This is a genomic window from Pseudomarimonas salicorniae (assembly GCF_023156535.1).
Lineage (GTDB): Bacteria > Pseudomonadota > Gammaproteobacteria > Xanthomonadales > Xanthomonadaceae > Pseudomarimonas > Pseudomarimonas salicorniae.
Genome location: NZ_JALNMH010000010.1, coordinates 208,221 through 233,503, shown reverse-complemented (window position 1 = coordinate 233,503; position 25,283 = coordinate 208,221). Strand labels below are relative to the sequence as shown.

Sequence of the window (25,283 nt, the reverse complement as noted above, 5' to 3'; positions counted from 1 at the left end):
GATCGAACGTTTCCGTCCAACCGAGCCGCACATCTTACACCGTTTCCGAAGTCCGTCAATACCCTCAAACGAACTTTTCTACTCCGGTCCCTCCCGCTTCGCCGCCCCGAAAGACCGCCCCGCTGAAGGGCCGCGAACTATGCAGGAATCGAGACGAAATGAAAAGCCCCCTCGTGCACGACATCGCGCATCGCTCTCGGATAGAGTCGAGTCAGCCTGACCGGAGGAGCCATCTCGTGCGCAGCGCCCTGCCCGTCCTTTCAGCCCTTCTGCTCGCCTGCGCCAGTTCGCCACCCACCGCGGAGGCGCGCCTTTCGACCACGGTCGTCGAGGTGGGTGGGCATCCGGTGAACGCCGAGGTCGCCGACGACAACCACGAGCGCATGCGCGGGCTCATGTTCCGCAAGACGCTGGGCCGCGACGAAGGCATGGTCTTCGTGTTCGAGAGCGCCTACCCACAGGCCTTCTGGATGAAGAACACGCTGATCCCCCTCGACATCCTCTATTTCGACGCGGCCGGGCGCCTGGTTTCGATCCAGCGCGATGTGCCTCCCTGCCGCACGAACTTCTGCGAGAGCTATCCGAGTGAGGGCCCGGCGCGATACGTGCTGGAGTTGAATGCAGGGCGGGCCCGGGAGCTGGGCATCGGCAGCGATGCGCTATTGTGTGAGCGCGCACCCAAGCTCACGCCGTTGCCAGCCTGCGCCCCTTGATCGATTGCGGGGCGGGTCCATATCAGGAGCATGACGATGAAGAGCGCCACGCCCCCGAGCCCGGAGTCGAGCCGCGATGGCGGCGATATCGAGTTGCTGCCGGCCGTACTGGAGATCGCCCTCGACGAGTACCCCGAGCTGGACGCGAGGGAGGTCGAGCATGCCTTGCACACGCTGGCCGACTCCCTGCGCTCCACTGTCGACGCCGCCGCGCCGGCCGGCGAGAAGATCCAGGCGTTGAACGAGTTCCTGTTCGTCGAACAGGGCTTCTCCGGCAACCACGACGAGTTCTACGACCCGCGCAACAGCTATATCAATGACGTGCTGGAGCGGAAACTCGGCATCCCGATCTCCCTCGCGGTGCTGCAGATCGAGTGCGCGCGGGCCCTGGACCTCGACCTCGAGGGTGTGTCCTTCCCCGGCCATTTCCTGGTGCGCGTGCCGATGGGCGACGGCATCCTGGTGATGGATCCCTACCACCGCGGACGCTCGGTGGGCATCGACGAGCTGCGCCAGCGTGCCCAGCCGCACTTCGGCGACCGCGATATCGACGACCAGCAGCTGTTCCATATGCTGACCCCGGCCAGCAACGGGGCGATCGTCGGCCGGATGCTGCGCAACCTGAAGGGCATCTACGCGGAGAGCGAGCAGTGGGACAAGGCGCTGCGCTGCGCCGACCGTCTGGTCGGCAAGGGCCTGTCATCGATCGAGGACGTCCGCGACCGTGGCCTGTTCTACCTGCGCCTCGGGCTCGGGCCCCATGCGGTGGCCGATCTGCGCCAGTACCTGTCCCGGGTGCCGGAGGCCGGCGACGCGGATTCGGTGCGCGAGGCGCTGATCGAGGCCGCCTCGCAGCGGATCAGCCTGCAATAGAGGATCAGACCTCGACCATCTCGAAGTCTTCCTTGCCCACGCCACAGTCGGGGCAGGTCCAGGTGTCCGGGATGTCATCCCAGCGGGTGCCGGGGGCGATGCCTTCCTCGGGCAGGCCCTGGGCCTCGCTGTAGAGGAAGCCGCAGACCACGCACATGTAGGTCTTGTACGTGACGGCAGGGGCGTTCATGACTTCTCCGGTGGCCTTGGGCGACAATCCCCGGCGATTTTCCCACGCGGCGCCATGGCGGCCAAGCCACCCATGATTACACCCTCCTCGGTTCGCCCGGGCGTTTACCTCATCACGCCGGATCGCGGCTCCGTGGACCAGATCGACGGCGACGTGCGACGCCTGCTGGAGCCCGGCATCTCGGTGCTCCAGCTGCGCAGCAAGCACCTCGACGCGCCACAGCGTGAACGCCTCGGCCGACAGCTGCTACCCGCCTGTGCCGAACATGGCGTTCCACTGATCGTGAATGACGACCCGGGGCTCGCGGCCCGGATCGGCGCCGATGGCGTGCACCTTGGACGCGAGGACGGCGGCATCGCGAAGGCGCGCGACCTGCTCGGAGCCGAGGCCTGGGTCGGCGTATCCTGCTACGCGGACCCCGAGCGTGCGCGGCGGCTGGCGGGCGAAGGCGCGACCTATGTAGCCTTCGGCGCGGTCTACGGCTCGACCAGCAAGTCGACGCCACACCGCGCGCCTCTGACGCTGTTCGAGGAATGGCGCGGATCCCCGGTGCCCTGCGTGGCCATCGGCGGCATCGACGCCGGCAATGCCGCGCCGCTGATTGCCCGCGGCGTACGCTGGCTGGCGGTGATCGGCGCGGTCTGGAACGCCCCCGATCCGACCGCCGCGCTGCGCGCCATCAACGACTGCTTTTCATCCTGCAAGGAGTCCTCTTCCCCATGACCCAGAGCAACCGCGACCTGTTCTCCCGCGCCGGAGAGCGCATGCCTGGTGGCGTCAATTCACCGGTGCGCGCCTTCAAGTCGGTCGGTGGTGATCCGTTCTTCGCCCAGCGCGCGGAAGGCGCCTATCTGTGGGATGTCGAGGGCAAGCGCTACATCGACTACATCGGCTCCTGGGGACCGATGATCGCCGGTCACGCCCATCCTGAAGTGCTCGAGGCCGTTCGCGCGGTGATGGGCAACGGGCTGAGCTTCGGCGTACCGAACGCGCTTGAGGTGGAGATGGCCGAGGCCCTGTGCCGGATCGTGCCAAGCTGCGAGATGGTCCGCATGGTGAACTCCGGCACTGAGGCCACGCTGTCGGCGATCCGTCTGGCCCGCGGCGCGACCGGCCGCCCGCGGATCGTCAAGTTCGAGGGCTGCTACCACGGCCACGGCGACTCCTTCCTGGTGAAGGCCGGCTCCGGCGCGCTGACCCTTGGCGTACCCGACTCGCCAGGCGTGCCCAAGGCGCTGGCCGACCTGACCAGCACCCTGCCCTACAACGACTTCGAGGCGGCCACCCAGCTTTTCTCGGAGGTCGGCGGTGAGATCGCCGCGCTGATCGTCGAGCCGATCGTTGGCAATGCCAACTGCATCCTGCCGCACGAAGGCTATCTGCAGCACCTGCGCCAACTCTGCGAACGCCACGGCGCCGTGCTGATCTTCGATGAGGTGATGACCGGTTTCCGCGTCGCGCTGGGCGGCGCACAGGAGCGCTATGGCGTGCGCCCCGACCTGTCGACCTTCGGCAAGATCATCGGCGGCGGCATGCCGGTCGGTGCCTACGGCGGCAAGGCCGAGCTGATGCGTCAGGTCGCACCGAGCGGGCCGATCTACCAGGCAGGAACGCTGTCCGGGAATCCTGTGGCCATGGCCGCGGGCCTGGCTACGCTGAAGCTGATCCAGGCGCCGGGATTCCATCAGCGACTCGAGGCCGCCACCCACCGGCTCTGCGATGGCCTCGAAGCGGCCGCCCGCGAGGCCGGCGTGACCTTCTCGACCAGCCGCTCCTGCGCCATGTTCGGGATGTACTTCCGCGAGTCGCCGGCGACCTCGTTCGCCGAGGCCGTGGGCAGCGACGTGGCGGCCTTCCGCCGCTTCTTCCACGCCATGCTCGAGGAAGGCGTCTACGTCGCGCCCTCCGCCTTCGAGGCCGGCTTCCTGTCCTCGGCCCACGGCGAGGACGAGATCGCCGCCACCGTCGAGGCGGCGCGGCGCGCCTTCGCCAAGGTCGCAGCGGGCTGAGCCTGCCGGATCAGTCGAGGAACAGGTCGGGGAGCAGCGGTTGATCGGGGTCGACCGCGTAGGCCGAGAAGTCCTCGACCCCGGCCTCGCGCAGCACCGCCTCATCGAGGAAGAAGCGGCCGTTGTTCTCGGCCGCAGGCCTTGCCAGGATCACCGCCGCGGCGTCGGCGACGATCTGCGGCGTGCGGCAGCCGGCTTCATCGACGCCGGGAATCATCTTCAGCGCGTCGGTGGCGATCACCGTCTGTGGCCACAGCGCGCTGACGCCGATGCCCTGCGGGCCGAGTTCGGCGGCCAGCCCGAGGGTGACGAAGCTCATGCCCATCTTGGCCAGGGTGTAGCCGGTATGCGGCCCCCACCAACGCGGCGCCAGCGTCGGTGGCGGCGCCAGGGTAAGGATCTGCGGGTTGTACGCCTTGCGCAGATGGGGCAGGCAGACCTGAGCGCAGAGGAAACTGCCGCGGGCATTGACCTGCTGCATCAGGTCGAAGCGCTTCATCGGCGTCTCGGCGAGACCCTTCAGCCAGATCGCGCTGGCGTTGTTGACCAGGATGTCGATGCCGCCGAAGCGTTCGACCGTCGCCGCCACCGCCGCCTGCACCTCGTCCTCCTCGCGGATATCGCAACGCAGGGCCAGCGCCTGCCCGCCGGCTGCCTCGACCTCGGCGGCAGCGGAGTGGATCGTGCCGGGCAGCTTGGGGTTGGCGACCGCGGATTTCGCCGCGATGGCGATGTTCGCCCCTTCCTTGGCCGCACGCAGGGCGATGGCGAGACCGATACCGCGCGAGGCGCCGGTGATGAACAGGGTCTTGCCGGCCAGGCTAGCGCTCATGGAGTTCTCCGATGGATGGGGTCTGCGACTACTCTACCGACTGCCGCCGGGGACGGTGTTCGATGGCTTTCAGGCCATCGAGGGCAGCAGCTCGAGCAGGCGCTGCAGGCGCTGGTGCGGATTGTCGACTTGGAGCATGTGCTGGCGCTCGTCGTCATCCAGCGGCAGCAGCTCACAGAGCCGGAAGCCGACCCACTCGGCGTCGTCGTAGAGCGACGGCCCGGCCTTGGCGTGCAGCCCACCGGCACGCTCCAGCATGCGCTCAAGCAGGGAGGCCAGCAGGGCGTGCTCGGGCTGCAGCGGCTCGCAGCGCGGCTCGATCCAGTTCACCCTGGCCACCAGCAGGCCGGTATCGCGAAGGCGCGGCTCCTCGACATGGAAGCGGCGCTCGCCGTGCGTGACGATTCCTAGAAGGCCGCGATCATCGACGTGGAAATCGACGATCCGCGCCGCGGTGCCGTAGGCGGCCGGCACTGCAGCCTCACCGATCTCCTGTCCGTGCAGGATCCTGCACACGCCGAAGGGCAGGTTGTCGCGCGTGCAGTCACGGACCATCGACAGGTAACGCGGCTCGAAGATCCGCAGCCGCAGTTCGCCGCCGGGGAAGAGGACGGTGTTGAGCGGAAACAGGGCGAGCTGGACCATGCGGGGAGGTTACGTCGGATGCAGCGCAAAGTCGCGTCAACGCCGCGGCGAGATCAGCGCTCCTGCAGCCAGCGGGCGAAGCGCTGCGGGGCGGCCTCGAATCCGCCGTTGGACATGAAGACCACCCGGTCGCCGCGGCGTACCTCGGCCTGCACCGCCTCAAGCAGGGCATCGACGCTGGCTGCCACCGCGCCCGGTCCGGCGTGGCCTTCGAGGACCGCCTCGGCGTCCCAGGGCAGTTCCGGACGACGCAGGAGGAAGACCGCATCGGCCGAACGCAGCGCCGGACCCAGCGCGGCGGAGTGGGCGCCCAGTCGCATCGAGTTGCTGCGCGGCTCAAGCACCGCCAGCACGCGGCCACCCGGCGTGGCGCGCAGGCCTTCGAGGGTGGTGGTGATGGCCGTGGGATGGTGGGCGAAATCGTCGTAGACCACGATCCCGTCGCGCTCGGCCAGCTTTTCCAGGCGTCGGCGGGCACTGCCGAAGCCAGGTAGGGCGGCCAGCGCCGCCATCGGATCGACGCCCACCGCCGCCGCGGCAGCCACCGCTGCCAGCGCATTCATCACGTTGTGCCGGCCGAACAGCGGCCAGGTCACTTCGCCGAGCGGGCGCCCCTTGTGCAGCACCTCGAAGCGGGCGCCGGAGGGCTCGGCCAGGCGGGCGGTCCAGTCCGCCTCGCGGTCGATGGCAAAGCGCTCGACCGGGGTCCAGGCGCCCATCGCCAGTACCGCTTCAAGCGCGGCGTCCTCGGCGTTCACCACCAGTCTGCCCTTGCGCGGCACCGTGCGCACGAGATGGTGGAACTGGCGCTGGATGGCGGCAAGGTCGGGGAAGATATCGGCGTGGTCGTACTCAAGATTGTTGAGGATGGCGACCTCGGGCCGGTAGTGGACGAACTTCGAGCGCTTGTCGAAGAAGGCGGTGTCGTACTCGTCCGCCTCGACCACGAAACAGTCTCCTGCGCCCAGCCGCGCCGAGACCGGGAAGTTCTGCGGCACACCACCGATCAGGAACCCCGGCGACCGTCCGGCATGCTCGAGGATCCAGGCCAGCAGGCTGCTGGTCGTGGTCTTGCCATGGGTGCCCGCCACCGCCAGTACCCGGCGCCCGGGCAGGACCTGCTCGGCAAGCCACTGCGCGCCCGAGGTGTAGGGACGGCCGGAGTCGAGCAGCGCCTCAACCGCGGGATTCCCGCGCGACAGCGCATTGCCGACCACCACCTGGTCGACGTCGGCGCCGATGTGCTCGGGCAGATAGCCTTGGCGCAGGGCGATGCCCAGGGCCTCGAGCTGGGTCGACATTGGCGGATAGACGTTCTGGTCGCTGCCCTCGACGGCGTCGCCACGCTCGCGGGCAAGGGCCGCCACGCCGCCCATGAAGGTGCCGCACACGCCCAGGACATGCAGTTTCACTCGGTGACTCCGAACAGCAGACGGTCGACGTTGAACTCGACCAGGAACCAGGCCAGGGCCAGTGCGAGCCCGGCCACGCGCGGCAGGTCGAGCGCGTGGCGCAGGATGTGGCCATTGACCGCCAGCTTCCAGCCGAGCATGCCGAGGACCATCCAGCCGGCGGCAATCTGCTCCCGCGTCAGCTCCTTCACGCCTTCCGGCGGTGCGTGCTGCTGAGCCCACAGTGCAATCGGCAGAAAGGCCAGGGTGAACAGCACGCCGGTACCGACCAGGGCACCCAGCGTTTGCGCGTAGCGCTCGCTGTGACGGCGCCAGCTCAGCAGCAGCCACGGCACCAGCAGGGCCATCGCCAGCCCGAAGCCCACCCGCGGCAGCGCGCCGGGCACCTCGAGCAGCGAGACGTAGAGCAGATCGCAGCCCAGCCCGACCAGCACCAGGTTGCGGGTCAGGGTCGGCGAATAGGGCAGGTCCTGTGGCCCGCGGCGAAGCAGGCACAGGTCCAGCAGCACGCGCACCACGGGTGCCACGGCAGGCGAGAAACGGTCAGGCTTTCGCGGGCTGATGGCCCTTGATCGCGTCGATGACGCGCTGCGAGACCTCTTCCATACTGCCCACGCCGTACACGCAGACCAGCTTCCCCTGGCCGCGGTAGAAGTCGATCACCGGGGCAGTCTGGTCGGTGTAGACGCGCAGGCGATTGCGCACCGACTCCGGATTGTCATCGGCACGACCTTCGGCCTGGGCGCGGCCGGCAATGCGCTGAATCAGCAGCTCGGTACCGACGTCGAGCTGGACGGCGAGGTCGACCGGCTGGCCGATCCGGTTCAGAAGCGCGTCCAGGGCGTTGGCCTGGGCGAGATTGCGCGGATAGCCGTCCAGGATGAAGCCCTTGGCCACATCGCTCTGGCCGAGGCGCTCCTCGAGCATGCCGAGGACGATTTCGTCGGACACCAGCTCGCCGCGCTCCATGACGGCCTTGGCCTTCTGGCCCAGCGGCGAACCCGCCGCCACCGCAGCCCGAAGCAGATCGCCGGTGGAGATGTGCGGCACCGCGAGTGCCTCCTTGAGCCGGGTTGCCTGGGTGCCCTTGCCCGAACCGGGCGCTCCCAACAGGACCAGTCGCATCGTGGGTGTTTCCTGAAAAGCCAAAGGGAATTCGGGCGCGCTGGCGGAAAAGACCGCTCCCGCTACACTGGCGGAGCGCCGCAGCGCGAAACGGGCCAACGCTAGCCGCCCGGCTCCGGCAAGTCAATTTAAACCCTCGTGGAGTCCCGCATGGCCCGTGGAAAGCTGCTGTACGCCCAATCCGGAGGCGTCACCGCCGTCATCAACACCACCGCCGCGGCGGTCATCAGCACCGCCCGGGCCCAGGGGCTGAAGGTCTATGCCGCGCGAAACGGCATCATCGGCGCCCTGCGCGAGGACCTGATCGACACCTCGAAGGAGTCGGCCGCCGCCATCCGCGGCCTCGCCCACACCCCGGGCGGTGCGTTCGGCTCCTGCCGATTCAAGCTGAAGTCGCTGGAGGCCGACCGCCGCCACTACGAGCGCCTGATCGAGGTCCTGCGCGCCCACGATATCCGCTACCTGCTCTACAACGGCGGCAACGACTCGGCCGACACCTCGCTGAAGGTGGCCGAGGTCAGCCGCCAGCTGGGCTACGAGCTGGCCTGCATCGGCGTGCCCAAGACCGTGGACAACGACCTCGCGGTCACCGACTGCTGCCCGGGCTTCGGCTCGGTGGCCAAGTACACCGCGGTCTCGGTGCTGGAAGCCTGCCTCGACGTCGCCTCGATGTCGGAGTCCTCGACCAAGGTCTTCGTCATGGAGGTGATGGGCCGCCACGCCGGCTGGATCGCAGCTGCCGCGGGCCTGGCCCAGCGCGAGGCGGATGACCCGCCGCACCTGATCCTGTTCCCCGAGATCGCCTTCGACCAGACGACCTTTCTCTCCAAGGTGAAGGCCACGGTCGACAAGGTCGGCTGGTGCACGGTGGTGGTCTCCGAGGGGCTGCGCCATGCCGACGGTCGGTTTGTGGCCGAGGCCGGCGGCAAGGACGCCTTCGGTCACAGCCAGCTCGGCGGCGTCGGGCCGGCGATCGCCGCCCTGGTCAAGGACAACCTGAACATAAAGGTCCACTGGGCGGTGCCGGACTACCTGCAGCGCTCGGCGCGGCACCTCGCCTCCCAGGTCGACCACGATCACGCCTGGGCCGTGGGGGAAAAGGCGGTCGAGTACGCGCTGGCCGGCCAGCACGGCGTCATGCCGGTGATCCAGCGCAGCTCGAGCGCGCCCTACCGCTGGAAGATCGTCCCGGCCCCGCTGACCAAGGTGGCCAACCACGAGAAGAAGATGCCCAAGGGCTACATCCGCCGTGACGGCTACGGCATCACGGCGGCCTGCCGGGAATACCTTGCCCCGCTGATCCGCGGCGAGGCGTCGCCGCCCTACGGCAAGGACGGCCTGCCCGCCTACGTGAGGCTGAAGAACGTGGCGGTGGCCAGAAAGCTCGCCGACTACTCGCTCAGCGACGGCTGACCCACCGGGGCGCCTCCTCCACCGGCCCCGCCGGCGCGTCGCAGCGCCAGCACCGGGCGCCGTGCTGCACTGCGGCGGGTGCCATCGGAACCTTTGGCTATACTCGGGTGCGGCCGCGATTTCAGCGGCCGTTCATTTATCTAGCCAAGCCGGGGAGAGCACATGCTGGAGCAATATGGACTTCTGATCGCGATCGGGTGCGCCGTGCTCGCGATCATCTATGGAGCGGTATCGATCGGCTGGATCCTCAAACAGCCGGCGGGCAATGAGCGCATGCAGGAGATCGCGGGTGCGATCCAGCAGGGCGCGCGGGCCTATCTCAACCGGCAGTACGGCACGATTGCGATTGCCGGGGCCATCCTCTTCGTTGTAATCGGGTTCGCCCTCGACTGGTACTCCGCGATCGGCTTCGTGCTCGGCGCGGTGCTCTCGGGCGCCGCCGGCTATATCGGCATGAACATCTCGGTTCGCGCCAACGTACGCACCGCCGAGGCTGCGCGCGGCGGCATCGACAAGGCGCTGGCGGTGGCCTTCAAGGGCGGTGCCATCACCGGCATGCTGGTCGTCGGGCTCGGCCTGCTGGGCGTGGCCGGCTACTACGGCATCCTGATGCAAATGGGCGTGACCTCCGACAAGGCCCTGCATGCACTGATCGGCCTCGCCTTCGGCTCCTCGCTGATCTCCATCTTCGCCCGCCTCGGCGGCGGCATCTTCACCAAGGGTGCGGACGTCGGCGCCGATCTGGTCGGCAAGGTCGAAGCCGGCATCCCGGAGGATGACCCGCGCAACCCGGCGGTGATTGCCGACAACGTCGGTGACAATGTCGGCGACTGCGCCGGCATGGCGGCCGACCTGTTCGAAACCTATGCGGTCACCGTGATCGCCACCATGCTTCTCGGCGGCCTGATGGCGGCCAGCATCGGAGGCAATCCTGTGCTCTACCCGCTGGTCCTCGGCGGCGCCTCGATCATCGCCTCGATCATCGGCACCTACTTCGTCAAGACCACCGACGGTGGCTCGATCATGGGCGCGCTGTACAAGGGTGTGATCGTGTCGGGCGTGATCGCCGCCGGCCTGTTCTATCCGATCACCACGATGCTGATGGGTGATGGCGCAATGAGCCTGTACTGGTGCGCGCTGATCGGCCTGGTGCTGACCGGCGTGATCATCTGGATCACCGAGTACTACACCGGCACCGAGTTCGCGCCGGTGCGCCATGTGGCACACGCCTCGACCACCGGTCATGCGACCAACATCATCGCCGGCCTCGGCGTGTCGATGAAGTCCACTGCCTGGCCGGTGCTGGCGGTGTGCGCGGCGATCTGGGGCTGCTATGAACTGGCCGGCCTGTACGGCATCGCCATCGCCGCCACCGCCATGCTGTCGATGGCCGGCATGGTCGTCGCGCTGGACGCCTACGGCCCGATCACCGACAACGCCGGCGGCATCGCCGAGATGGCCGAGCTGCCGCCCGAAGTGCGCGCGGTCACCGATCCGCTGGACGCGGTGGGCAACACCACCAAAGCGGTGACCAAGGGCTATGCGATCGGCTCGGCCGGGCTTGCGGCCCTGGTGCTGTTCGCCGACTACACCCACAACCTCGATGCGCTGGGTGCGGCCAAGGCGGCGGCGGAGGGCGTGGCCTACGAGGCCATGCGCTTCGACCTGTCGAACCACATGGTGATCATCGGCCTGTTCATCGGCGGCCTGATCCCCTACCTGTTCGGCGCCATGGCGATGGAGGCGGTCGGCCGCGCAGCGGGCTCGGTGGTCGAAGAGGTGCGCCGCCAGTTCCGCGAGATCCCCGGGATCATGCAGGGTACGGCCAAGCCGCAGTACGACCGTGCCGTCGACATGCTGACCAAGTCGGCGATCAAGGAGATGATCATCCCCTCGCTGCTGCCGGTCGCGGTCCCGGTGATCGTTGGCCTGGTGCTCGGTCCGCAGGCGCTCGGCGGCCTCCTGATCGGCACCATCGTCACCGGCCTGTTCGTCGCCATCTCGATGACCACGGGCGGCGGCGCCTGGGACAACGCCAAGAAGTACATCGAGGACGGCAACCACGGCGGCAAGGGCGGCGAGGCGCACAAGGCCTCGGTCACCGGCGACACCGTGGGTGATCCCTACAAGGACACCGCGGGTCCGGCGGTCAATCCGCTGATCAAGATCATCAACATCGTGGCGCTGCTGCTGGTGCCGCTGCTCTGATGGCATCGCGGCGGGCGACCGGGAGTCGCCCGTCGAGGCAAAAGCACGAAGAAGGCCCGCGCGATGCGGGCCTTCTTCTTTTTACGCAACCGCGCCCCCTCAGGAAATGTCCGGTCTAGTCGTTGGCTTCGGGCCCGTTCCAGCGCAGCTGGTAGAGCTCGGGCAGGCGGTCTTTGAGGATGGTCACCGTCCCGTGCTCGTGGAGGGTGCGCAACAGGTCGAGATTGACCTCGGCCACCATCAGCGCCTCGGCGTTCGGCGCGGCCTCGTTGATGATCGAATCGCCCGGGAACGCGTAGTCGGAGGGGGTGAATACCGCCGACTGCGCATAGTGGGTATCCGAGGCCTGTACCTTGGGCAGGCTGCCCACCGCGCCGGCAATCGCCACGTAGCACTCGTTCTCGATGGCCCGCGCGCGGGTGCACAGACGCACGCGCTGGTAGCCGTTCTTCATTTCGGTCAGGAAGGGAACGAAGAGGATCTGCATGCCCTGGTCGGCGAGGATCCGCGGCAGCTCTGGGAACTCGCTGTCATAGCAGATCAGGATGCCGATCTTGCCGCAGTCGGTATCGAAGGCGCGCAGCTGGTTGCCGCCGACCATGCCCCACCAGCGCCGCTCGCCCGGAGTAATGTGGATCTTGCGCTGCTCCTCGCGGGAACCGTCCCGACGCAGCAGGTAGGCGACGTTGTAGAGCTTGCCGTTTTCCTTCAGCGGCAGACTGCCGGCGATGATGTTGATGTTGTAGCTGACCGCCAGTTGGCTGAGCCGGTCGCAGATCGCGGGAGTATCGTCGGCGAGGTGGCGGATCGCCTGGGCCGGCGTGGCATCGCCGAAGCGGGCCATCATGCCCATGTGGAACAGCTCGGGCAGGAGCAGGAAGTCGGCGCGCACCGCGCCCATCGCATCGACATAGAACTCGGTCTGCTGTAGCAGCGACTCCAGCGACTCGATCGGCCGCATCTGCCACTGCACCAGGCCGATGCGGACCAGGCTGCGCTGACGCTTGTGCAGATCGGTCTTCGGCTGCCAGTAGATGTTGTTCCACTCGATGAGGGTGGCGTAGGCCTTGGATTCGGTGTCGAAGTGCAGGTACCCGGTCAGCACCTTGCGGACGTGGAAACCGTTGGCGATCTGGAAGCTCAGCACCGGATCGTAAAGGTCCTTCTGGGCGACCCGTGCGATGTACTCCTTGGGAGTCATCTGGCTGGCGTGATCGGCATAGCCCGGAATGCGGCCACCGGCGATGATCGCGCGCAGGCCGAGGTTCTCGCACAGGGCCTTGCGCGCGTCGTAGAGCCGCCCCCCGAGGCGCATGTTGCGGTAGTCCGGGTCGACCATCATGTCGAGCCCGTAGAGCACGTCACCGTCGCGGTCGAAGGTCGAGAAACTCAGCTTGCCGGTGATGTCCTCGTAGCGATGGGCATCGCCGAACTTCGGGTAGTCGACGATGATGGCGAGCGCGAAGGCCACCGGCTTGCCGCCGACGGTGACGCAGAGCTGTCCCTCGGGGAAAAGGTCGAGCAGCTTGCCGATGTGCTGCAGTCCCCAGGGCAGGCCGCCGATCCCCGCGTAGCAGCGGCGGGTGACCTCGGCCATCTGCTCGTAGTCCTCCATGCGCAGGTTGCGGACCTCAATCAACTCCTCGTTCACGGGCGTTCTCCATGCGGGCCTGCGCGCATCCTGCCAGAGCACGGGGCAAGACTGCGTGGCGGGCGGTCGTCGATGCTGCGGTGCAGCAGGGGCTGGCGTATCATTCGCGCCCTGACCTCCGGGCGGCCCGCCGCCGCCCTCCGATCCAGAAGGAATCCGCCATGGGCCTCGACCTCGTCCCGACCGGCCGCGACGTGCCGAACGAAATCAACGTCATCATCGAAATCCCGAAGGACGCCGAGCCGGTCAAGTACGAGGTCGACAAGGCCACCGGCGCGATCTTCGTCGACCGCATCCTGTCGACCCCCATGCGCTATCCGTGCAACTACGGCTACGTGCCGCACACGCTGTGCGGTGACGGCGACCCCGCCGACGTGCTGGTCGTGCTGCCGCTGCCGCTGGTGCCGGGCTCGGTGATCCGCTGCCGCCCGGTCGGCGTGCTGAAGATGACCGACGAAGCCGGCAGCGACGAGAAGATCCTCGCCGTACCGGTGCCGAAGATCTTTGCCGGCTACGAGCACATCGAGGACATCGGCCACGTGTCCGCGCACTGGCTGGAGCGCATCGGCCACTTCTTCGAGCACTACAAGGACCTCGAGAAGGGCAAGTGGGTCAAGCTCGACGGCTGGGGCGGCGCCGACGAAGCCAAGCGGATCATTGCCGAGTCGATCGAGCGCTTCAACCAGCTCCCGGAGCGCCCGAACTACTGATCCGACGCCCTCCTTCGCGCGGCGCCCCCGGGCTGGACCCGGGCGCCGTGGCGGCGCAGTGACCCGCTCCCCGCGCTTGCGGTAGTCTTCACCCAGCGCCCGGCCGTAGCCGGCGGTCCGAACCCAGGAGGAAGGCGTGATCGTACTGGTCGTGGGACGGGATGCCAGTCTGAACGAGGGCATCGTGGCGGCTCTGGAAGACCTCGGCGTCGACTGGACGCTGCAGTTCTGCGCCGATGCGACGTCGGCCCTGACCTTTGCGCAGGCGAACAAGGTGGACGTGATGCTCTGTGAGCTGCGTCCGGTCGGGATGGAGGGCACCGCCCTGCTTGACCGCATCCGCGGCCACCATCCCGAGGCCGCGCGGATCATGCTCCTCGACGAGAGCGAGGAGTCACAGGCGATGAAGGCGCTGGGCAGCGCCCACCGCATCCTGAACAAGCCGTTGCGTGCCGAGGAGCTGCTCGAGGCCGTCGAGAGCATCGATGAACTGCGGGAGATCCTGAGCTCACCCGAGCTGCAGAGATCGATCGGCAGGATCGACAAGCTGCCGCCGCCGCCCAAGCTCTACCTGGCGCTGACCCGTGCGCTGGACGATCCCGATGTCTCGCCCGCCTCGCTGGCCACCCTGATCCAGCAGGATCCGGCCATGGCGGCCAAGGTGCTGCGCCTGTGCAACTCGGCGTACTTCTCGGGCGGCCGTACGATTTCCGACATCCGAACGGCGGTGATCCGCCTCGGCCAGCAGATCCTGCGGAGGATGGTGCTGGCAACCGAGGTCTTCTCGGACTCGACCAACTCCGCGGTTGACCGCGATGCGATGCGCCAGCGCGCGCTGCTCTCTTCGCAGCTCGCCGCCCGCCTGCTGGCCGGCAGCAGCGCTGAACTTGCCTCGACCGCTGCCCTGCTGGCCGAAGTCGGCATGCTCCTGCCGGGCGTGCAGTACCTCAACAAGGAAGGCGAGCTGGAAGGCGACGGGCCGCACTACGCCGAGGCGGGGGCCTATCTGCTGGGTATGTGGGGCCTGCCCATGCCGATCGTCGAAGCAGTCGCCAGCCACCATCAGCCAAGCCGCTCCAAGGCAAGGGGGTTCTGGGTCGGCGGCGCCGTCCATGTCGCCCGCGCGCTCATCGCCAAGCAGCCGATCGACGAGGAGTACCTGCGCCAGGTCAGCATGCTCGACCGCCTGCCTGCCTGGCAGAAGCTGGCCGACGACATCCTCGACCAGGGCCAGGACTGAGCCGCGAGGCCGGAAGGGCCATCTCGGGCGCGAAGCAGACGTTCGCCACCGACCCCGATCGGCCGGGCTCTTCGTAGGAGCGGACATGGCCGCGACCGCGGAGATTCGCTCTGGCCGCGGTCTGTGGTGAATACGCCGCGCCGCGGTCGCGCCCATGTGCGCTCCTACAGTCGGGCTTCGTTGCGCGTCGGCGGAGCCCCATAGGGTGCGTCTTGGACGCACCGATACGGGCGTTCGGACGCTACGCCCGGTGCGGCCAGCCGCACCCTATGAACGTCTTCTCTGCGCCCATCCCTGCCCTGCCACGCCGCCGTCCGCCGAGGCAGTTGGCACCCGCTCTCCGGTGTCCGGGGAGGGCCGGGGTGGGGTCAGGACGCATGCGCACAACCCTTTCCGCCGGGCTCGCCCTGCAAGCTCGGCGGAAAAGGTGCGGAGCCGGCCGATAAGCCGGGTTCTGTCGAAGACAGTCATTCCTCTAGGCCGGTCGTCGCCGACCGGCTCAAGCAGCCTACCCGGATGCACCGCGGGCCGCGGCATTGCATCCCTATTTGGCCTTGCTCCGGGTGGGGTTTGCCGTGCCACGCGGCGTTGGCCCCGCGCGCGGTGCGCTCTTACCGCACCGTTTCACCATCACCACGCATGACGCCGCTTGCGCGGGTCACCGTTCGGCTGTCTGCTCTCTGTTGCACTTTCCGTCGGCTCGCGCCGCCCAGGCGTTACCTGGCACCCTGCCCTGTGGAGCCCGGACTTTCCTCCCCCGTCGCGGCATGCCGCGACGGCGGCGACTGCCTGGCCGACTCCGCGACACGATTGTACCCCGCGCGGGCCGCCCGGGCCGGCAGCCGGCTCAGCCGCCGTACAGCGCCTTGCGCGGAGCCCCGCTCAGCTCGGCGGCGAGGCGTGCAGCCTGGGACGGAGGCAGATGCCCGGCGAGCTTCTCGTACAGTCGTCGACCCTCGGCCAGCTGCGCGGCTGCGAGGTCCTGCACGCCCTCCACCACCAGTACGAACTCGCCCCGCTGCTGGTCGGCGTCAGCCATTACCCGTTCGCGCACTTCGCCGATCGTTCCATCCAGGACGGTCTCGAAGCGCTTGGTCAGTTCCCTTGCAAGCACCATCTTCCGCGCCCCGCCCAGCCCATCGCGAAGGTCCGCGAGCGACTCGACGACGCGATGGGCGCTCTCGTAGAAGACCAGGGTGCGCGGCTCGGCTGCGAGCCGGGCTATCGCCTCACGGCGAGCGCCGGCCTTGCTGGGCAGGAAGCCCTCGAAGCAGAAACGGTCGCTGGCGATGCCCGCGACGGACAGCGCGGCCACCAGCGCGCTCGGACCAGGCACCGGCCGGACCGGGACGCCTGCGGCGCGGGCAGCCTGGACCAGTCGGAAACCCGGGTCACTGATCAGCGGCGTGCCTGCGTCCGAGATCAGGGCCATGCTCGCCCCGGCGAGCATGCGCTCGACCAGCTTGGCCGCCTGCGTCGCCTCGTTGTGGTCGTGCAGCGCCTGCATCGGCGTCTCGATGCCGAACTGCAGCAGCAGGGGCCGCGAATGGCGCGTGTCCTCGGCCAGCACCAGGTCAACGCTGCGCAGCGTTTCGGCCGCGCGCGGCGCGAAGTCGCCAAGGTTTCCAATGGGCGTGGCTACAACCCACAGCCCCCCGGAATCTGCATCGCGGGTGACGGGCGGGCTCGAAGCGTCGGGAAGGCGTGAGGTCATCCGCTATGATCTTGCCATCTTTCCCGCCGCCGACGGACCACGGATGAATTCGATGCGAGTGTGGACACTGCTTCTGGCTGCCGCGTTGCTGAGCGCCTGCGCCAGCGGGCCCGGGCAGCGGAGCACGCCCGAAGTGGCGCGGATGGCCGATGCGCTCTATCGCGAGGGTGATTTTGCCGCCGCTGCCCAGGCCTACCTTGACGCCGCAGAGCAGGTCCGTGGTGACCGCGACTACTATCGCCTGCGCGCGGCCGAGTCGATGCGCGAGAACGGCAATCGCAGTGGTGCGTCCCAGCTCGTCGAGGGCATCGATCCGAAGCGCCTGGATGGAAGCGAGGCGATGCGGCTGGAGTTGCTGCGCGCCGAACTGGCGCTCGCCCGCGGCGACTACCGCGGCGCGCGGGAGGCCCTGCAGCGGATCACCCGCAGTCCCCCAGCCGGCTACCGCGCCCGCTGGCTCGAGCTGCGCGGCCGGGCGTGGGAGCGCGAGGATCCGTTCTTCGCAGCGCGCGTCTACGCCGAGCTGGGCACGCTGCTCGAGGGACGCGAGCGCAGCGACAACGCGCGGCGTATCCGCGACCTGCTGTCAGGCCTGCGCGATGCAGACCTGGTCGAGGGCAGCAATGCCCTGCGCGGTGATGAACCTCTGCGGCCCTACGCCGCACGCGCGCTGACCGGTCGTGGCATCGCCGTGCCGCCGCAGCTTCAGCGTGGCCCGGTCAGCGAACCCGCGCCGGCCCTGGCCGGGCGCAACGGCCCTCCGTCAATCGCCCTTCTGCTGCCCCTGTCCGGCAACCTGAAGCCCGCGGGCGAGTCGGTGCGCGACGGTTTTCTCGCCGCACGATTCGACACCGACGGCGGTGGCGGACTGTCGGTCGACGTCATGGACAGCGGCAGCAGCCCCGAGTCGGCCGTCGAGGCCTATCGCAGGGCAGTGAATGATGGCCATCACCTGGTGGTGGGGCCGCTGAGCCGGGAGGCGGTGGCGGCGCTGTTCGCCGAGCCCAGCCTCCCGGTCCCTGTGCTGGCGCTCAACCGCAGCGGCCCCGTGCCACCGGGCCAGACCAGCTTCGCCCTGCTGCCCGAGGACGAGGGCGCCTCGATCGCCGGGCGCATGCAGCGACGCGGTTTCGAGCGCGTTGTGGTGGTGGTGGGCGGAGACGACGCCGCGCAACGCGCGGTGTCCGCGTTCCGCGAGCGCCTCGAGCGCGCTGGCGGCAGCGTGACGGCGACGATCTCCATCGATGAGCGGGCCATCGACTTCCAGCCGGTGATCCGCTCGGCCCTGCAGGGCGCCGGCCTGCCGACCTCGGCGCCGGTCGACCTCAACGTTCCCCACGATCCGGGCTTCGACGCCCTGTTCATCGCTGTCCGGGCACCTGCGGCCCGGCTGCTGGTGCCCCAGCTCAAGGTCTTCGGCCTGTCCTCGGTGCCGATGCTGGCCACCTCCCAGGTCCACGCCGCAGGGGGCGATGCGCGCATGGACCGCGAGCTGAGCGGCGTCGAGTTCGTCGACTCGCCCTGGCTGTTCGACGAGATCCCCGGCCTGCCCGCCCGTCGCGAGCTGGCCCGCCATCTGGACAGCGCCCGCGGCCCCGCGGCGCGGCTGTTCGCCTTCGGCATGGACGCGTGGACACTGCTGCAGCTGCGCCTGGCCGGCGATGCCGGGCGCGTGGTGCAGGGCGCCACCGGCGTGCTCAGCGTCGACGAACTGGGCGAGGCGCAGCGCGAACCGGGCATCGCCGAGTTCCGCAATGGCCAGCCGCGGCCGGTCCGTGATGTCGGGCTGGTGCCGGACGATGGACCGCAAGGCTGAGGGCGATGCCCGCGAGGCCCAGGCGCGCGCCGGACTTGAGCGCGCCGGCCTGCGCACGCTGGCCAGCAATGTGCGATACCGGGTGGGCGAGATCGATCTGGTCATGCTCGATCGCGAGGTACTGGTTTTCGTCGAGGTCCGCTACCGGCGAGAGCACGATTTCGGCGGCGCCCTGGCCTCGGTGACCTCCGGAAAGCGGCGAAAGCTGGCCCGCGCTGCCTCGCAGTATCTGGTCGATCACCCACAGCACGCGCGGCGCGCCTGCCGCTTCGACGTCGTTGCGATCGGCGATTCCCGCAGCGACTGGGTGCGCGACGCGTTCCGCATCGATGGCTGACTCTCCGCAGTCTGCGCTGGTCGCCCTGCTGGACGAGCTTCGCGGCCGACTGCCGGCAGCGGCCATCCTCCAGGGACCGGCTGCGAGCATCGCCTACGGCAGCGACAATTCGCGGTTGGTGGGCGAGCCCGACCTGGTCCTGCTGCCCACTCGACACGAAGAGGTCCAGGCTGCCGTGGCCGCCTGTCATCGGCACGGCGTCCCCCTGACCGCACGCGGGCGCGGCAGCAATACGACGGGCGCCTGCATCGCCGCCGAAGGCGGCGTCGTGCTTGGTCTTGAGCGCATGCAGCGGATCATCGAGATAAGGCCGGACGACCGCGTCGCCGTGGTGGAACCGGGTGTTCTGAACGGTGAACTGCAGGCGGCACTGGCACCGCATGGGTTCTTCTGGGCCGCCGACCCGACCTCGGCGCCTTATTCCAGCGTCGGCGGCAATCTCGCCTGCAACGCTGGCGGCCCGCGCACGCTGAAGTACGGCAGTGCGCGTGACAACCTGATGGCGCTGCGCGCGGTCGATGGCCAGGGCCGGGAATTCCGCTGCGGCGCTGCGGTGACCAAGAACAGCACGGGGTTCGATCTCACGCGGCTGATCGCCGGCAGCGAAGGCACGCTGGCCATCATCACCGAGGCGACCCTGCGGCTGACCCCGCTCCCCGAGGCGCGGCGGGGCATGCGCGCGCTCTATGACAGCGTGGACGGGGCCGCGGCCGCGGTGGCGCGGGTCATGGCCCAGCCGGTGGTGCCCAGCGCGCTGGAATTCATGGACGACCGCGCCCTGGACCTGGTGCGGGCCCGCGGCCTTGAGCTGCCGAAGCGGGCCCGCGGGCTGCTGCTGCTCGAGGCCGACGGCCGCGAGGCCGCGCTGGATGACGCCTGCGCGGCTCTTGGCGTCGCCGCCCGGGGCAGCGGACTGGTCGACTGGCAGGTGGCGGGCTCCACGGCCGAGCTGGAGTCGCTGTGGGCCGCGCGCAAGGCCCTGTCTCCGGCATTGCGCTCGCTGGCTCCGGACAAGATCAACGAGGACGTCGTGGTGCCGGTGAGCCGGGTCCCCGCCCTGCTGCGCCGGGCCCAGCAGCTTGCCGATGAGGCCGGCATTCCGATCGTCTGCTTCGGCCACGCCGGCAATGGCAACCTGCACGTCAACCTGATGTTCGACCGCGCCGACCCGGCCCAGGCGCGCGCCGCCGAGCGCTGCCTGCACACGGTGTTCGACAGCGTGCTCGCGCTCGGCGGCACGCTGTCCGGGGAACACGGCATCGGCGTGGCCAAGCGCCCTTTCATGGCCCGCGCCCTGGATCCCGTCGCACTCGACCTGATGCGCGCGATCAAGCGCCAGTTCGATCCCGCCGGCATCCTCAACCCGGGTAAGCTGCTGCCGTGAGGACCGAACTCAACGCCCTGCTCAGCGAAATCCGCGCCTGCAAGCTGTGCGAGTCGCAGCTGCCGCTGGGCGCCAACCCGGTGCTGCGCGCCCATCCCAAGGCGCGGCTGCTGGTGGTCGGTCAGGCACCGGGCACCCGGGTGCACCACTCGGGCATTCCGTGGAACGACTCCAGCGGCATCCGCCTGCGCCACTGGCTGGGCATCGAGCGCGAGCGTTTCTACGACGAACGTTCGGTGGCCATCGTGCCGATGGGCTTCTGCTATCCCGGCACCGGCAGCAGCGGCGACCTTCCGCCGCGCCCGGAATGCAGCAAGACCTGGCATCCAAAGCTGCTGCCGCTGCTGCCCAACATCCAGCTCACCCTGCTGATCGGGCATTACGCCCAGGCCTATTTCCTCGGCGCCGAGCGCGGTCGCACCCTGACCGACACCGTGCGCGACTGGCAGCGGTATCTGCCGAAGTACCTGCCCATGCCCCATCCCAGCCCGCGCAACCAGCTCTGGCTGCGCAGCAATCCTTGGTTCGAGGCGGATCTGGTGCCGGTGCTGCGCAAGCGCGTCGCGGACGTTCTCGAGGGTGCGGAGGCCTGATCGCACCCACGGCATCCACCGCGGAACAAGCGGCGTAGACTCAGGTTCAAGCTGATTCGGGGAGAGCGGCGATGCAGCGGATCCTGAGCGTGCCTGGCCTTTTCGTCCTTCTGGCCTGCCTGGGAGCGGCGACGGCCGCAGCGCAGGACAGCTTCAGCCGCCTGGGCGGCGTCCTGCAGACCGCCTCGGGCCGGGCACATAGCTGCGCCCTGATCCGCGACGGCCGGGTGGTCTGCTGGGGGCGCAACGAGTTCGGCCAGCTGGGAGTCGGCGAGCGTTCGACCCAGCCACGGACCACCCCGGTGCCGGTGCGCGACCTGCCGCCAGATATCCGCTTCATCGCTGCCGGCCTCGCCCACAGCTGCGCGGTGGACGGCATGGGCGCGGTGCACTGCTGGGGCTGGAACGCCTTCGGCCAGCTCGGTACAACAGCCGGCGAGGATCGCCCCTCTCCGCTGCGCGTCGAGGGGCTGCCCGCCGATGCGGTGGCAATCAGCCTCGGCTTCAACCACAGCTGCGCGCTCATGCGCAGCGGTGAGGTCTGGTGCTGGGGCGGCAATGGCAACGGCCAGCTGGGCGACGACAGCCGCGTTGATCGGGCCCGCCCTGCGCAGGTCCGCGCCCTGCCCGAATCCGCCTTGCGCCTTGATGCCGGCAGCGCCCACACCTGCGCCATCGGTCAGTCGGGCACGGTACGCTGCTGGGGCGCCAACAACACCGGGCAGCTGGGCGACGGCACCACAACCGACCGCCTGCTGCCGGTCGCCGTGCGCGGACTGAGCGCACCCGGACGGGAGATCGCCGCCGCCAACGTGCTCAGCTGCGCGATCGTCGGTGAAGGCGCCGTCGAGTGCTGGGGCGGGGTCGGTTTTGCCCTGCTCGGCGACGGCAGCACCGAAGGCCGGACCACCGCCGGCCCGGTGCCCGAAATGGCCCGCGGCTTCACCGCCCTCGACGGCGGGGACTTCCACGTCTGTGCGGTGGATGCCAATGGCGGCGTACGCTGTTTCGGCGATTCGCTGAGCGGCCAGCTCGGCGGCGCCGGCATCGAGGAGACGTTCTCGACCGTCCAGGTCATCGGCCTCGCGCCGGAGGTGCGCGGACTCTCGACCGGCGCCCGCCACAGCTGCGCCCATTCGCGGCGCGGATTCGTCCAGTGCTGGGGCCTGAACACCGACGGGCAGCTGGGCAACAACCGCTCGACCCTGCGCCTGGTGCCCACGCCCCTGGCCAGCGTCGGCGCGGTCTACGAACAGGTCGCCGGCGGCAGTTTCCATTCCTGCGGTCGCACCCGCGAGGGTCGCGTACGCTGCTGGGGCGCCAACAACCAGCAGCAGCTCGGCAACGGGGTCGACCCGCTGCCCCTGCGCCTGGCCCCCGTCGACGTGGCCGGGCTCGCCCTCGGCGCGCAGGCGGTGGCGGTCGGCTTCGACCACAGCTGCGCGATCACCGCCAGCGGCGGCGTAAAGTGCTGGGGCTACAACCAGGAAGGCCAGCTCGGCGACGGCTCGGGGCAGAACCAGGATCGCGCCGTGGACGTTTCCGGCCTGTCCGCCGGAGTGCGGGCGCTGGCATTGGGCCGCAAGCACAGCTGCGCGCTGCGCGACAACGGCGTGGTGCTGTGCTGGGGTGGCAACGACGAGGGCCAGCTCGGCCTCGGCACCACCGCGGCCGCGCCGTCCCCGCGGGAGGTCTCCGGCCTGCCCGGCCCTGCCCGCTTCATCGCCGCCGGACAGCTGCACACCTGCGCCGTGCTGCAGACCGGCGCCCTGTTCTGCTGGGGGCTCAACAACGAGGGGCAGATCGGCGACGGCACGCGCAGCAACCGATCGCGTCCGACGCCGGTGACTTCGCTCGGCTCGGGCGTCGATCGCGTCGCCCTGGGCACCCGGCACAGCTGCGCCCTGCGCACGGACGGCTCGGTGGCCTGCTGGGGCGATGCCTTCTTCGGCCTGCTGCTGGGCGACGGCAGCGAGCAGGACCGGCTGGTGCCGGCGCCGGTGCCGGCGCTGGCCGGGGGCATCGTGGATCTCTCGCTCGGCGATTCGCACAGCTGCGTGATCGGCGCGCGTGGCGGCGTGCGCTGCTGGGGCTCCAACTTCCTTGGCGCCGTGGGCGACAACTCGCAGATATCGAGGCCGCGCCCGACCCCGGTCGCCGGACTGGCCGCGGGGGCGACCCGGATCGACCTCGGCATCGGGCACAGCTGCGTCGTCGCGCCGGGCGGCCGCGTGCTGTGCTGGGGTGACAACAGCTTCGGCCAGCTCGGCGACGGCACCCTGTTCGGCCAGGCGCGCCCGCAGGATGTCGTGGTGAACGCGCGTCCGCGGCAGATCAGCGCGGTCACCGCCGAGGCCGACGGCGACAGTCGCAAGTCCCTGCTCGATGCCAGCGGCCGCTATGTGGTGTTCGAGTCGCGCGCCGGCAACCTGGTGCCCGGCGACGGAGATGGCCAGGCTGACGTCTTCCGTCTTGATCGCGAGTCGGGCGAGATCGAGCGGGTCAGCCTCGGCAACGACGAATCCCCGGTCAGCGGCGCGGCACGCCTTCCGTCACTCAGCGGAGACGGCCAGCGCGTGCTGTTCGTGGCCCGCGACGCGGCCGTCAAGCGCGTCTATGGCGAAACCGCCAAGCAGGCGGCGGAACGGCGCAAGGGGGGCGGCAGCTCGGTCTTCCTGCGCAACATGCTGACCGGCACCACCCAGCAGGTCGCCACCACCAGCGCCGACGCGGAGGCCGAACCCGGCACGCAGCCGGCGCCCCAGCTCTCGGCCTCCGCCAATGCTGTGGTGTTCACCGAGGTACCCGATGATCCCGCCGAAGGCACGCCCGGCGTGCCCCAGGTCTACTGGGCGCCACTCTTCGACGACGGGGGCGAGGCGCTGACGGTCGGCCAGGCGGTCTGCGTCTCCTGCAAGTCGGTGGGCGGCGACGGGCAGTCGACCTCGACCAACACCGATGACCTGTCGACGGCGCCGGTGCTCTCGGCCGACGGGCAGTGGGTGGCCTGGGAGAGCACGGCGAAGAACGCCACCACGACGCCCTCGAGCTGTCCTGAGGCGCAGAGCCAGGTCCTCCTGCGCAATATGCTGACCGGCGCCACCCAGGTGGTCAGTCCCCCCGCCGGCACGTCTGCAGAGAGCTGCGGCAGCGCCGGCAGCAGCGCGCCGAGCATCGACGACTCGGGCAGCGTGGTCGCCTTCGAGACCGACCACGCGCACGGCGCCGACGACCTCAACCTGCTGCCCGACATCTACGTCTCCACCGCCGGCAGCCTCGAGCGGGCCAGCGCCAGCGTGGACGGCGGCGATTCGACCGGTGCATCAAGCCAGGCGGCGCTGTCAGGGGACGGCAGCCAGCTCGCCTTCGTCTCCGATGCGCCCAACCTCGACCTCTCCCTGCCCGACAACAACGATCTCGCCGATGTCCATGTCGCCGACCTCGAGACCGGAGACATCGTCCGCCTGGCACAGTCGGACACCGGCGGCGAGGCCGATGCGCCCGCAGATTCGCCGGCGCTGAACCTCGACGGCAGCCAGATCGCGTTCGACACCAGCGCCAAGCTGCTCGGCGGACTGACCGGGGGCGGGAACAATGTGTTCACCCGCAGCAACCCGCTGTCCAGCGGCAAGCGATCGGCAACCTGGTGGGTCTCGACCGAAAGCGGCTGGGGGCTGACCGTGTTCGACCAGGGCAGCGTGCTCGCGCCGACATGGTTCACCTATGACAGCGACGGCGAGCCGACCTGGTTCATCGCCGCCGGCGCCTTCCCGCAGGCCGACGGCAGCTTCCGCGGCGACCTGTTCCGATTCACCGGGACCCCCCTGGCCCAGATCGACGGGCCGGCAGCGCAGTCGGTCACGCCCGTGGGCGAGCTCACGCTGCGCTACAGCGGCGAGGACGAACTGGCCTTCGACTACACCGTCGGCGGCATCAGCCAGAGCAAGACGCTCAGCCGCTTCCCCTTTGGCAACCGCACCTTCGCCTGTTCGACCTCGGCCACGCTCAGCCGGGCCGACGCCGCCAACTACACCGACCTGTGGACCGGCAGCGGCGCCGACGCCGGCTGGGGGCTCACCCTGTTCCACGTCGACGAGCTGCTGGTGGCGATCTGGTACACCTACGACACCGATGGCGAGGCGGTCTTCTTCCTGCTCACCACCACACGCCAGCCCGACGGCAGCTTCAGTGGAGACATCTTCCGCCAGCAGAACGGCACGCCCTTCTCGGCCATCGACGGAGCCGAGCCGAGCCCGGGCGCCGACATCATCGGCTCCACAACGCTTCGCTTCATCGACGGCGAGACCGCTGACTTCAGCTACCGGATCGGGACGGTGGACCAGACCCGGCGCATCGTCCGCCTGCTGGTCGGCGACGAGGCCAACATCTGCCGCTCGCAGGATGCGGCGCCGGAGTAG

At 69.3% G+C, this 25,283-nt stretch carries 21 protein-coding genes and 1 other RNA gene; 13 read left to right on the top strand and 9 right to left on the bottom strand.

The genetic code is table 11. From position 1 onward, the window contains the following. Window positions 1-236: 236 nt before the first annotated feature. Window positions 237-713 (top strand): DUF192 domain-containing protein, encoded by a 477-nt coding sequence (locus M0G41_RS13245; RefSeq protein ID WP_248210177.1) that lies wholly within the window; start codon window positions 237-239, stop codon window positions 711-713. Window positions 714-749: 36 nt separating this feature from the next. After that, window positions 750-1,586: a SirB1 family protein gene (locus M0G41_RS13240; protein WP_248210174.1), complete on the top strand. Its 837-nt coding sequence runs from the start codon at window positions 750-752 to the stop codon at window positions 1,584-1,586. A 4-nt stretch (window positions 1,587-1,590) separates the two neighbouring features. Here the strand turns inward: M0G41_RS13240 and M0G41_RS13235 are convergent, their stop codons facing one another. Then, on the bottom strand, window positions 1,591-1,776 hold the full coding sequence (locus M0G41_RS13235) for a rubredoxin (RefSeq protein ID WP_248210173.1): 186 nt from the start codon (window positions 1,774-1,776) through the stop codon (window positions 1,591-1,593). A gap of 132 nt (window positions 1,777-1,908) precedes the next feature. Here M0G41_RS13235 and thiE point away from each other — a divergent pair, with 132 nt between their 5' ends. Further along, a complete protein-coding gene (thiE, locus tag M0G41_RS13230) occupies window positions 1,909-2,499 on the top strand; it encodes a thiamine phosphate synthase (RefSeq protein WP_248210171.1) in 591 nt (196 codons plus the stop codon). Beyond that, a complete protein-coding gene (gene hemL / locus M0G41_RS13225) occupies window positions 2,496-3,785 on the top strand; it encodes a glutamate-1-semialdehyde 2,1-aminomutase (RefSeq protein ID WP_248210170.1) in 1,290 nt (429 codons plus the stop codon). Before thiE ends, hemL begins: the two co-directional genes overlap by 4 nt. A 10-nt stretch (window positions 3,786-3,795) precedes the next feature. On the opposite strand, the gene M0G41_RS13220 is transcribed toward hemL, so the two are convergent. The 5 genes from M0G41_RS13220 to M0G41_RS13200 all read right to left on the bottom strand — a co-directional run bounded on the left by M0G41_RS13220 (window position 3,796) and on the right by M0G41_RS13200 (window position 7,799). Next, the gene (locus M0G41_RS13220) at window positions 3,796-4,617 is read right to left on the bottom strand and encodes an SDR family oxidoreductase (protein ID WP_248210169.1); all 822 of its coding nucleotides are present in this window, start codon (window positions 4,615-4,617) and stop codon (window positions 3,796-3,798) included. A 69-nt stretch (window positions 4,618-4,686) separates the two neighbouring features. Continuing rightward, entirely contained in the window at window positions 4,687-5,262 is a 576-nt protein-coding gene (locus tag M0G41_RS13215; RefSeq protein WP_248210168.1) for an LON peptidase substrate-binding domain-containing protein, read from the bottom strand. A gap of 53 nt (window positions 5,263-5,315) precedes the next feature. Then, on the bottom strand, window positions 5,316-6,674 hold the full coding sequence (gene mpl / locus M0G41_RS13210; RefSeq protein WP_343226490.1) for a UDP-N-acetylmuramate:L-alanyl-gamma-D-glutamyl-meso-diaminopimelate ligase: 1,359 nt from the start codon (window positions 6,672-6,674) through the stop codon (window positions 5,316-5,318). Beyond that, on the bottom strand, window positions 6,671-7,189 hold the full coding sequence (locus M0G41_RS13205; protein WP_248210167.1) for a hypothetical protein: 519 nt from the start codon (window positions 7,187-7,189) through the stop codon (window positions 6,671-6,673). Before M0G41_RS13205 ends, mpl begins: the two co-directional genes overlap by 4 nt. Window positions 7,190-7,217: 28 nt before the next feature. Next, window positions 7,218-7,799: an adenylate kinase gene (locus tag M0G41_RS13200; RefSeq protein ID WP_248210190.1), complete on the bottom strand. Its 582-nt coding sequence runs from the start codon at window positions 7,797-7,799 to the stop codon at window positions 7,218-7,220. Window positions 7,800-7,949: 150 nt separating this feature from the next. Here M0G41_RS13200 and M0G41_RS13195 point away from each other — a divergent pair, with 150 nt between their 5' ends. Together M0G41_RS13195 and M0G41_RS13190 are read left to right on the top strand one after the other, a co-directional pair. Further along, on the top strand, window positions 7,950-9,212 hold the full coding sequence (locus M0G41_RS13195; protein WP_248210166.1) for a 6-phosphofructokinase: 1,263 nt from the start codon (window positions 7,950-7,952) through the stop codon (window positions 9,210-9,212). Between the two features lie 162 nt (window positions 9,213-9,374). Then, window positions 9,375-11,420 (top strand): sodium-translocating pyrophosphatase, encoded by a 2,046-nt coding sequence (locus tag M0G41_RS13190; RefSeq protein ID WP_248210165.1) that lies wholly within the window; start codon window positions 9,375-9,377, stop codon window positions 11,418-11,420. A gap of 115 nt (window positions 11,421-11,535) precedes the next feature. Here M0G41_RS13190 and M0G41_RS13185 read toward each other — a convergent pair whose 3' ends face one another. Next, entirely contained in the window at window positions 11,536-13,071 is a 1,536-nt protein-coding gene (locus tag M0G41_RS13185; protein ID WP_248210163.1) for a bifunctional GNAT family N-acetyltransferase/carbon-nitrogen hydrolase family protein, read from the bottom strand. Window positions 13,072-13,232: 161 nt separating this feature from the next. Between M0G41_RS13185 and ppa the strand changes: the two genes are divergently transcribed. Further along, window positions 13,233-13,781 (top strand): inorganic diphosphatase, encoded by a 549-nt coding sequence (gene ppa, locus M0G41_RS13180; RefSeq protein WP_248210161.1) that lies wholly within the window; start codon window positions 13,233-13,235, stop codon window positions 13,779-13,781. A gap of 136 nt (window positions 13,782-13,917) precedes the next feature. Next, window positions 13,918-15,021, top strand: coding sequence for an HDOD domain-containing protein (locus M0G41_RS13175; RefSeq protein WP_248210155.1), 1,104 nt, complete (start codon window positions 13,918-13,920; stop codon window positions 15,019-15,021). A 427-nt stretch (window positions 15,022-15,448) separates the two neighbouring features. Here the strand turns inward: M0G41_RS13175 and rnpB are convergent. Both rnpB and rsmI read right to left on the bottom strand, forming a co-directional pair. Further along, an RNA gene (gene rnpB / locus M0G41_RS13170) (RNase P RNA component class A) lies at window positions 15,449-15,822 on the bottom strand. Window positions 15,823-15,868: 46 nt separating this feature from the next. Then, a complete protein-coding gene (gene rsmI / locus M0G41_RS13165) occupies window positions 15,869-16,735 on the bottom strand; it encodes a 16S rRNA (cytidine(1402)-2'-O)-methyltransferase (RefSeq protein WP_248210152.1) in 867 nt (288 codons plus the stop codon). Window positions 16,736-16,778: 43 nt separating this feature from the next. Here rsmI and M0G41_RS13160 point away from each other — a divergent pair, with 43 nt between their 5' ends. The 5 genes from M0G41_RS13160 to M0G41_RS13140 all read left to right on the top strand — a co-directional run bounded on the left by M0G41_RS13160 (window position 16,779) and on the right by M0G41_RS13140 (window position 25,283). Next, entirely contained in the window at window positions 16,779-18,551 is a 1,773-nt protein-coding gene (locus M0G41_RS13160; protein ID WP_248210151.1) for a penicillin-binding protein activator, read from the top strand. Next, complete coding sequence (locus M0G41_RS13155) at window positions 18,535-18,888, top strand: YraN family protein (RefSeq protein ID WP_248210150.1); 354 nt, start codon at window positions 18,535-18,537, stop codon at window positions 18,886-18,888. Before M0G41_RS13160 ends, M0G41_RS13155 begins: the two co-directional genes overlap by 17 nt. Beyond that, window positions 18,881-20,272: an FAD-binding oxidoreductase gene (locus M0G41_RS13150; protein WP_248210149.1), complete on the top strand. Its 1,392-nt coding sequence runs from the start codon at window positions 18,881-18,883 to the stop codon at window positions 20,270-20,272. The genes M0G41_RS13155 and M0G41_RS13150 overlap by 8 nt, the downstream gene beginning before the upstream one ends. Further along, window positions 20,269-20,865: a uracil-DNA glycosylase family protein gene (locus tag M0G41_RS13145; RefSeq protein ID WP_248210148.1), complete on the top strand. Its 597-nt coding sequence runs from the start codon at window positions 20,269-20,271 to the stop codon at window positions 20,863-20,865. Before M0G41_RS13150 ends, M0G41_RS13145 begins: the two co-directional genes overlap by 4 nt. A 71-nt stretch (window positions 20,866-20,936) precedes the next feature. After that, on the top strand, window positions 20,937-25,283 hold the full coding sequence (locus M0G41_RS13140) for an RCC1 domain-containing protein (protein WP_248210147.1): 4,347 nt from the start codon (window positions 20,937-20,939) through the stop codon (window positions 25,281-25,283).

Bases quoted from the DNA above. Each gene is read 5' to 3' on its own strand.
- M0G41_RS13140 (WP_248210147.1), top strand. From the start codon at position 20,937: ATGCAGCGGATCCTGAGCGTGCCTGGCCTTTTCGTCCTTCTGGCCTGC.
- M0G41_RS13220 (WP_248210169.1), bottom strand. From the start codon at position 4,617: ATGAGCGCTAGCCTGGCCGGCAAGACCCTGTTCATCACCGGCGCCTCG.
- M0G41_RS13200 (WP_248210190.1), bottom strand. From the start codon at position 7,799: ATGCGACTGGTCCTGTTGGGAGCGCCCGGTTCGGGCAAGGGCACCCAG.
- M0G41_RS13215 (WP_248210168.1), bottom strand. From the start codon at position 5,262: ATGGTCCAGCTCGCCCTGTTTCCGCTCAACACCGTCCTCTTCCCCGGC.
- rsmI (WP_248210152.1), bottom strand. From the start codon at position 16,735: ATGACCTCACGCCTTCCCGACGCTTCGAGCCCGCCCGTCACCCGCGAT.
- M0G41_RS13190 (WP_248210165.1), top strand. From the start codon at position 9,375: ATGCTGGAGCAATATGGACTTCTGATCGCGATCGGGTGCGCCGTGCTC.
- M0G41_RS13150 (WP_248210149.1), top strand. From the start codon at position 18,881: ATGGCTGACTCTCCGCAGTCTGCGCTGGTCGCCCTGCTGGACGAGCTT.
- hemL (WP_248210170.1), top strand. From the start codon at position 2,496: ATGACCCAGAGCAACCGCGACCTGTTCTCCCGCGCCGGAGAGCGCATG.
- M0G41_RS13155 (WP_248210150.1), top strand. From the start codon at position 18,535: ATGGACCGCAAGGCTGAGGGCGATGCCCGCGAGGCCCAGGCGCGCGCC.
- M0G41_RS13240 (WP_248210174.1), top strand. From the start codon at position 750: ATGAAGAGCGCCACGCCCCCGAGCCCGGAGTCGAGCCGCGATGGCGGC.
- M0G41_RS13160 (WP_248210151.1), top strand. From the start codon at position 16,779: ATGAATTCGATGCGAGTGTGGACACTGCTTCTGGCTGCCGCGTTGCTG.
- ppa (WP_248210161.1), top strand. From the start codon at position 13,233: ATGGGCCTCGACCTCGTCCCGACCGGCCGCGACGTGCCGAACGAAATC.
- M0G41_RS13195 (WP_248210166.1), top strand. From the start codon at position 7,950: ATGGCCCGTGGAAAGCTGCTGTACGCCCAATCCGGAGGCGTCACCGCC.
- M0G41_RS13235 (WP_248210173.1), bottom strand. From the start codon at position 1,776: ATGAACGCCCCTGCCGTCACGTACAAGACCTACATGTGCGTGGTCTGC.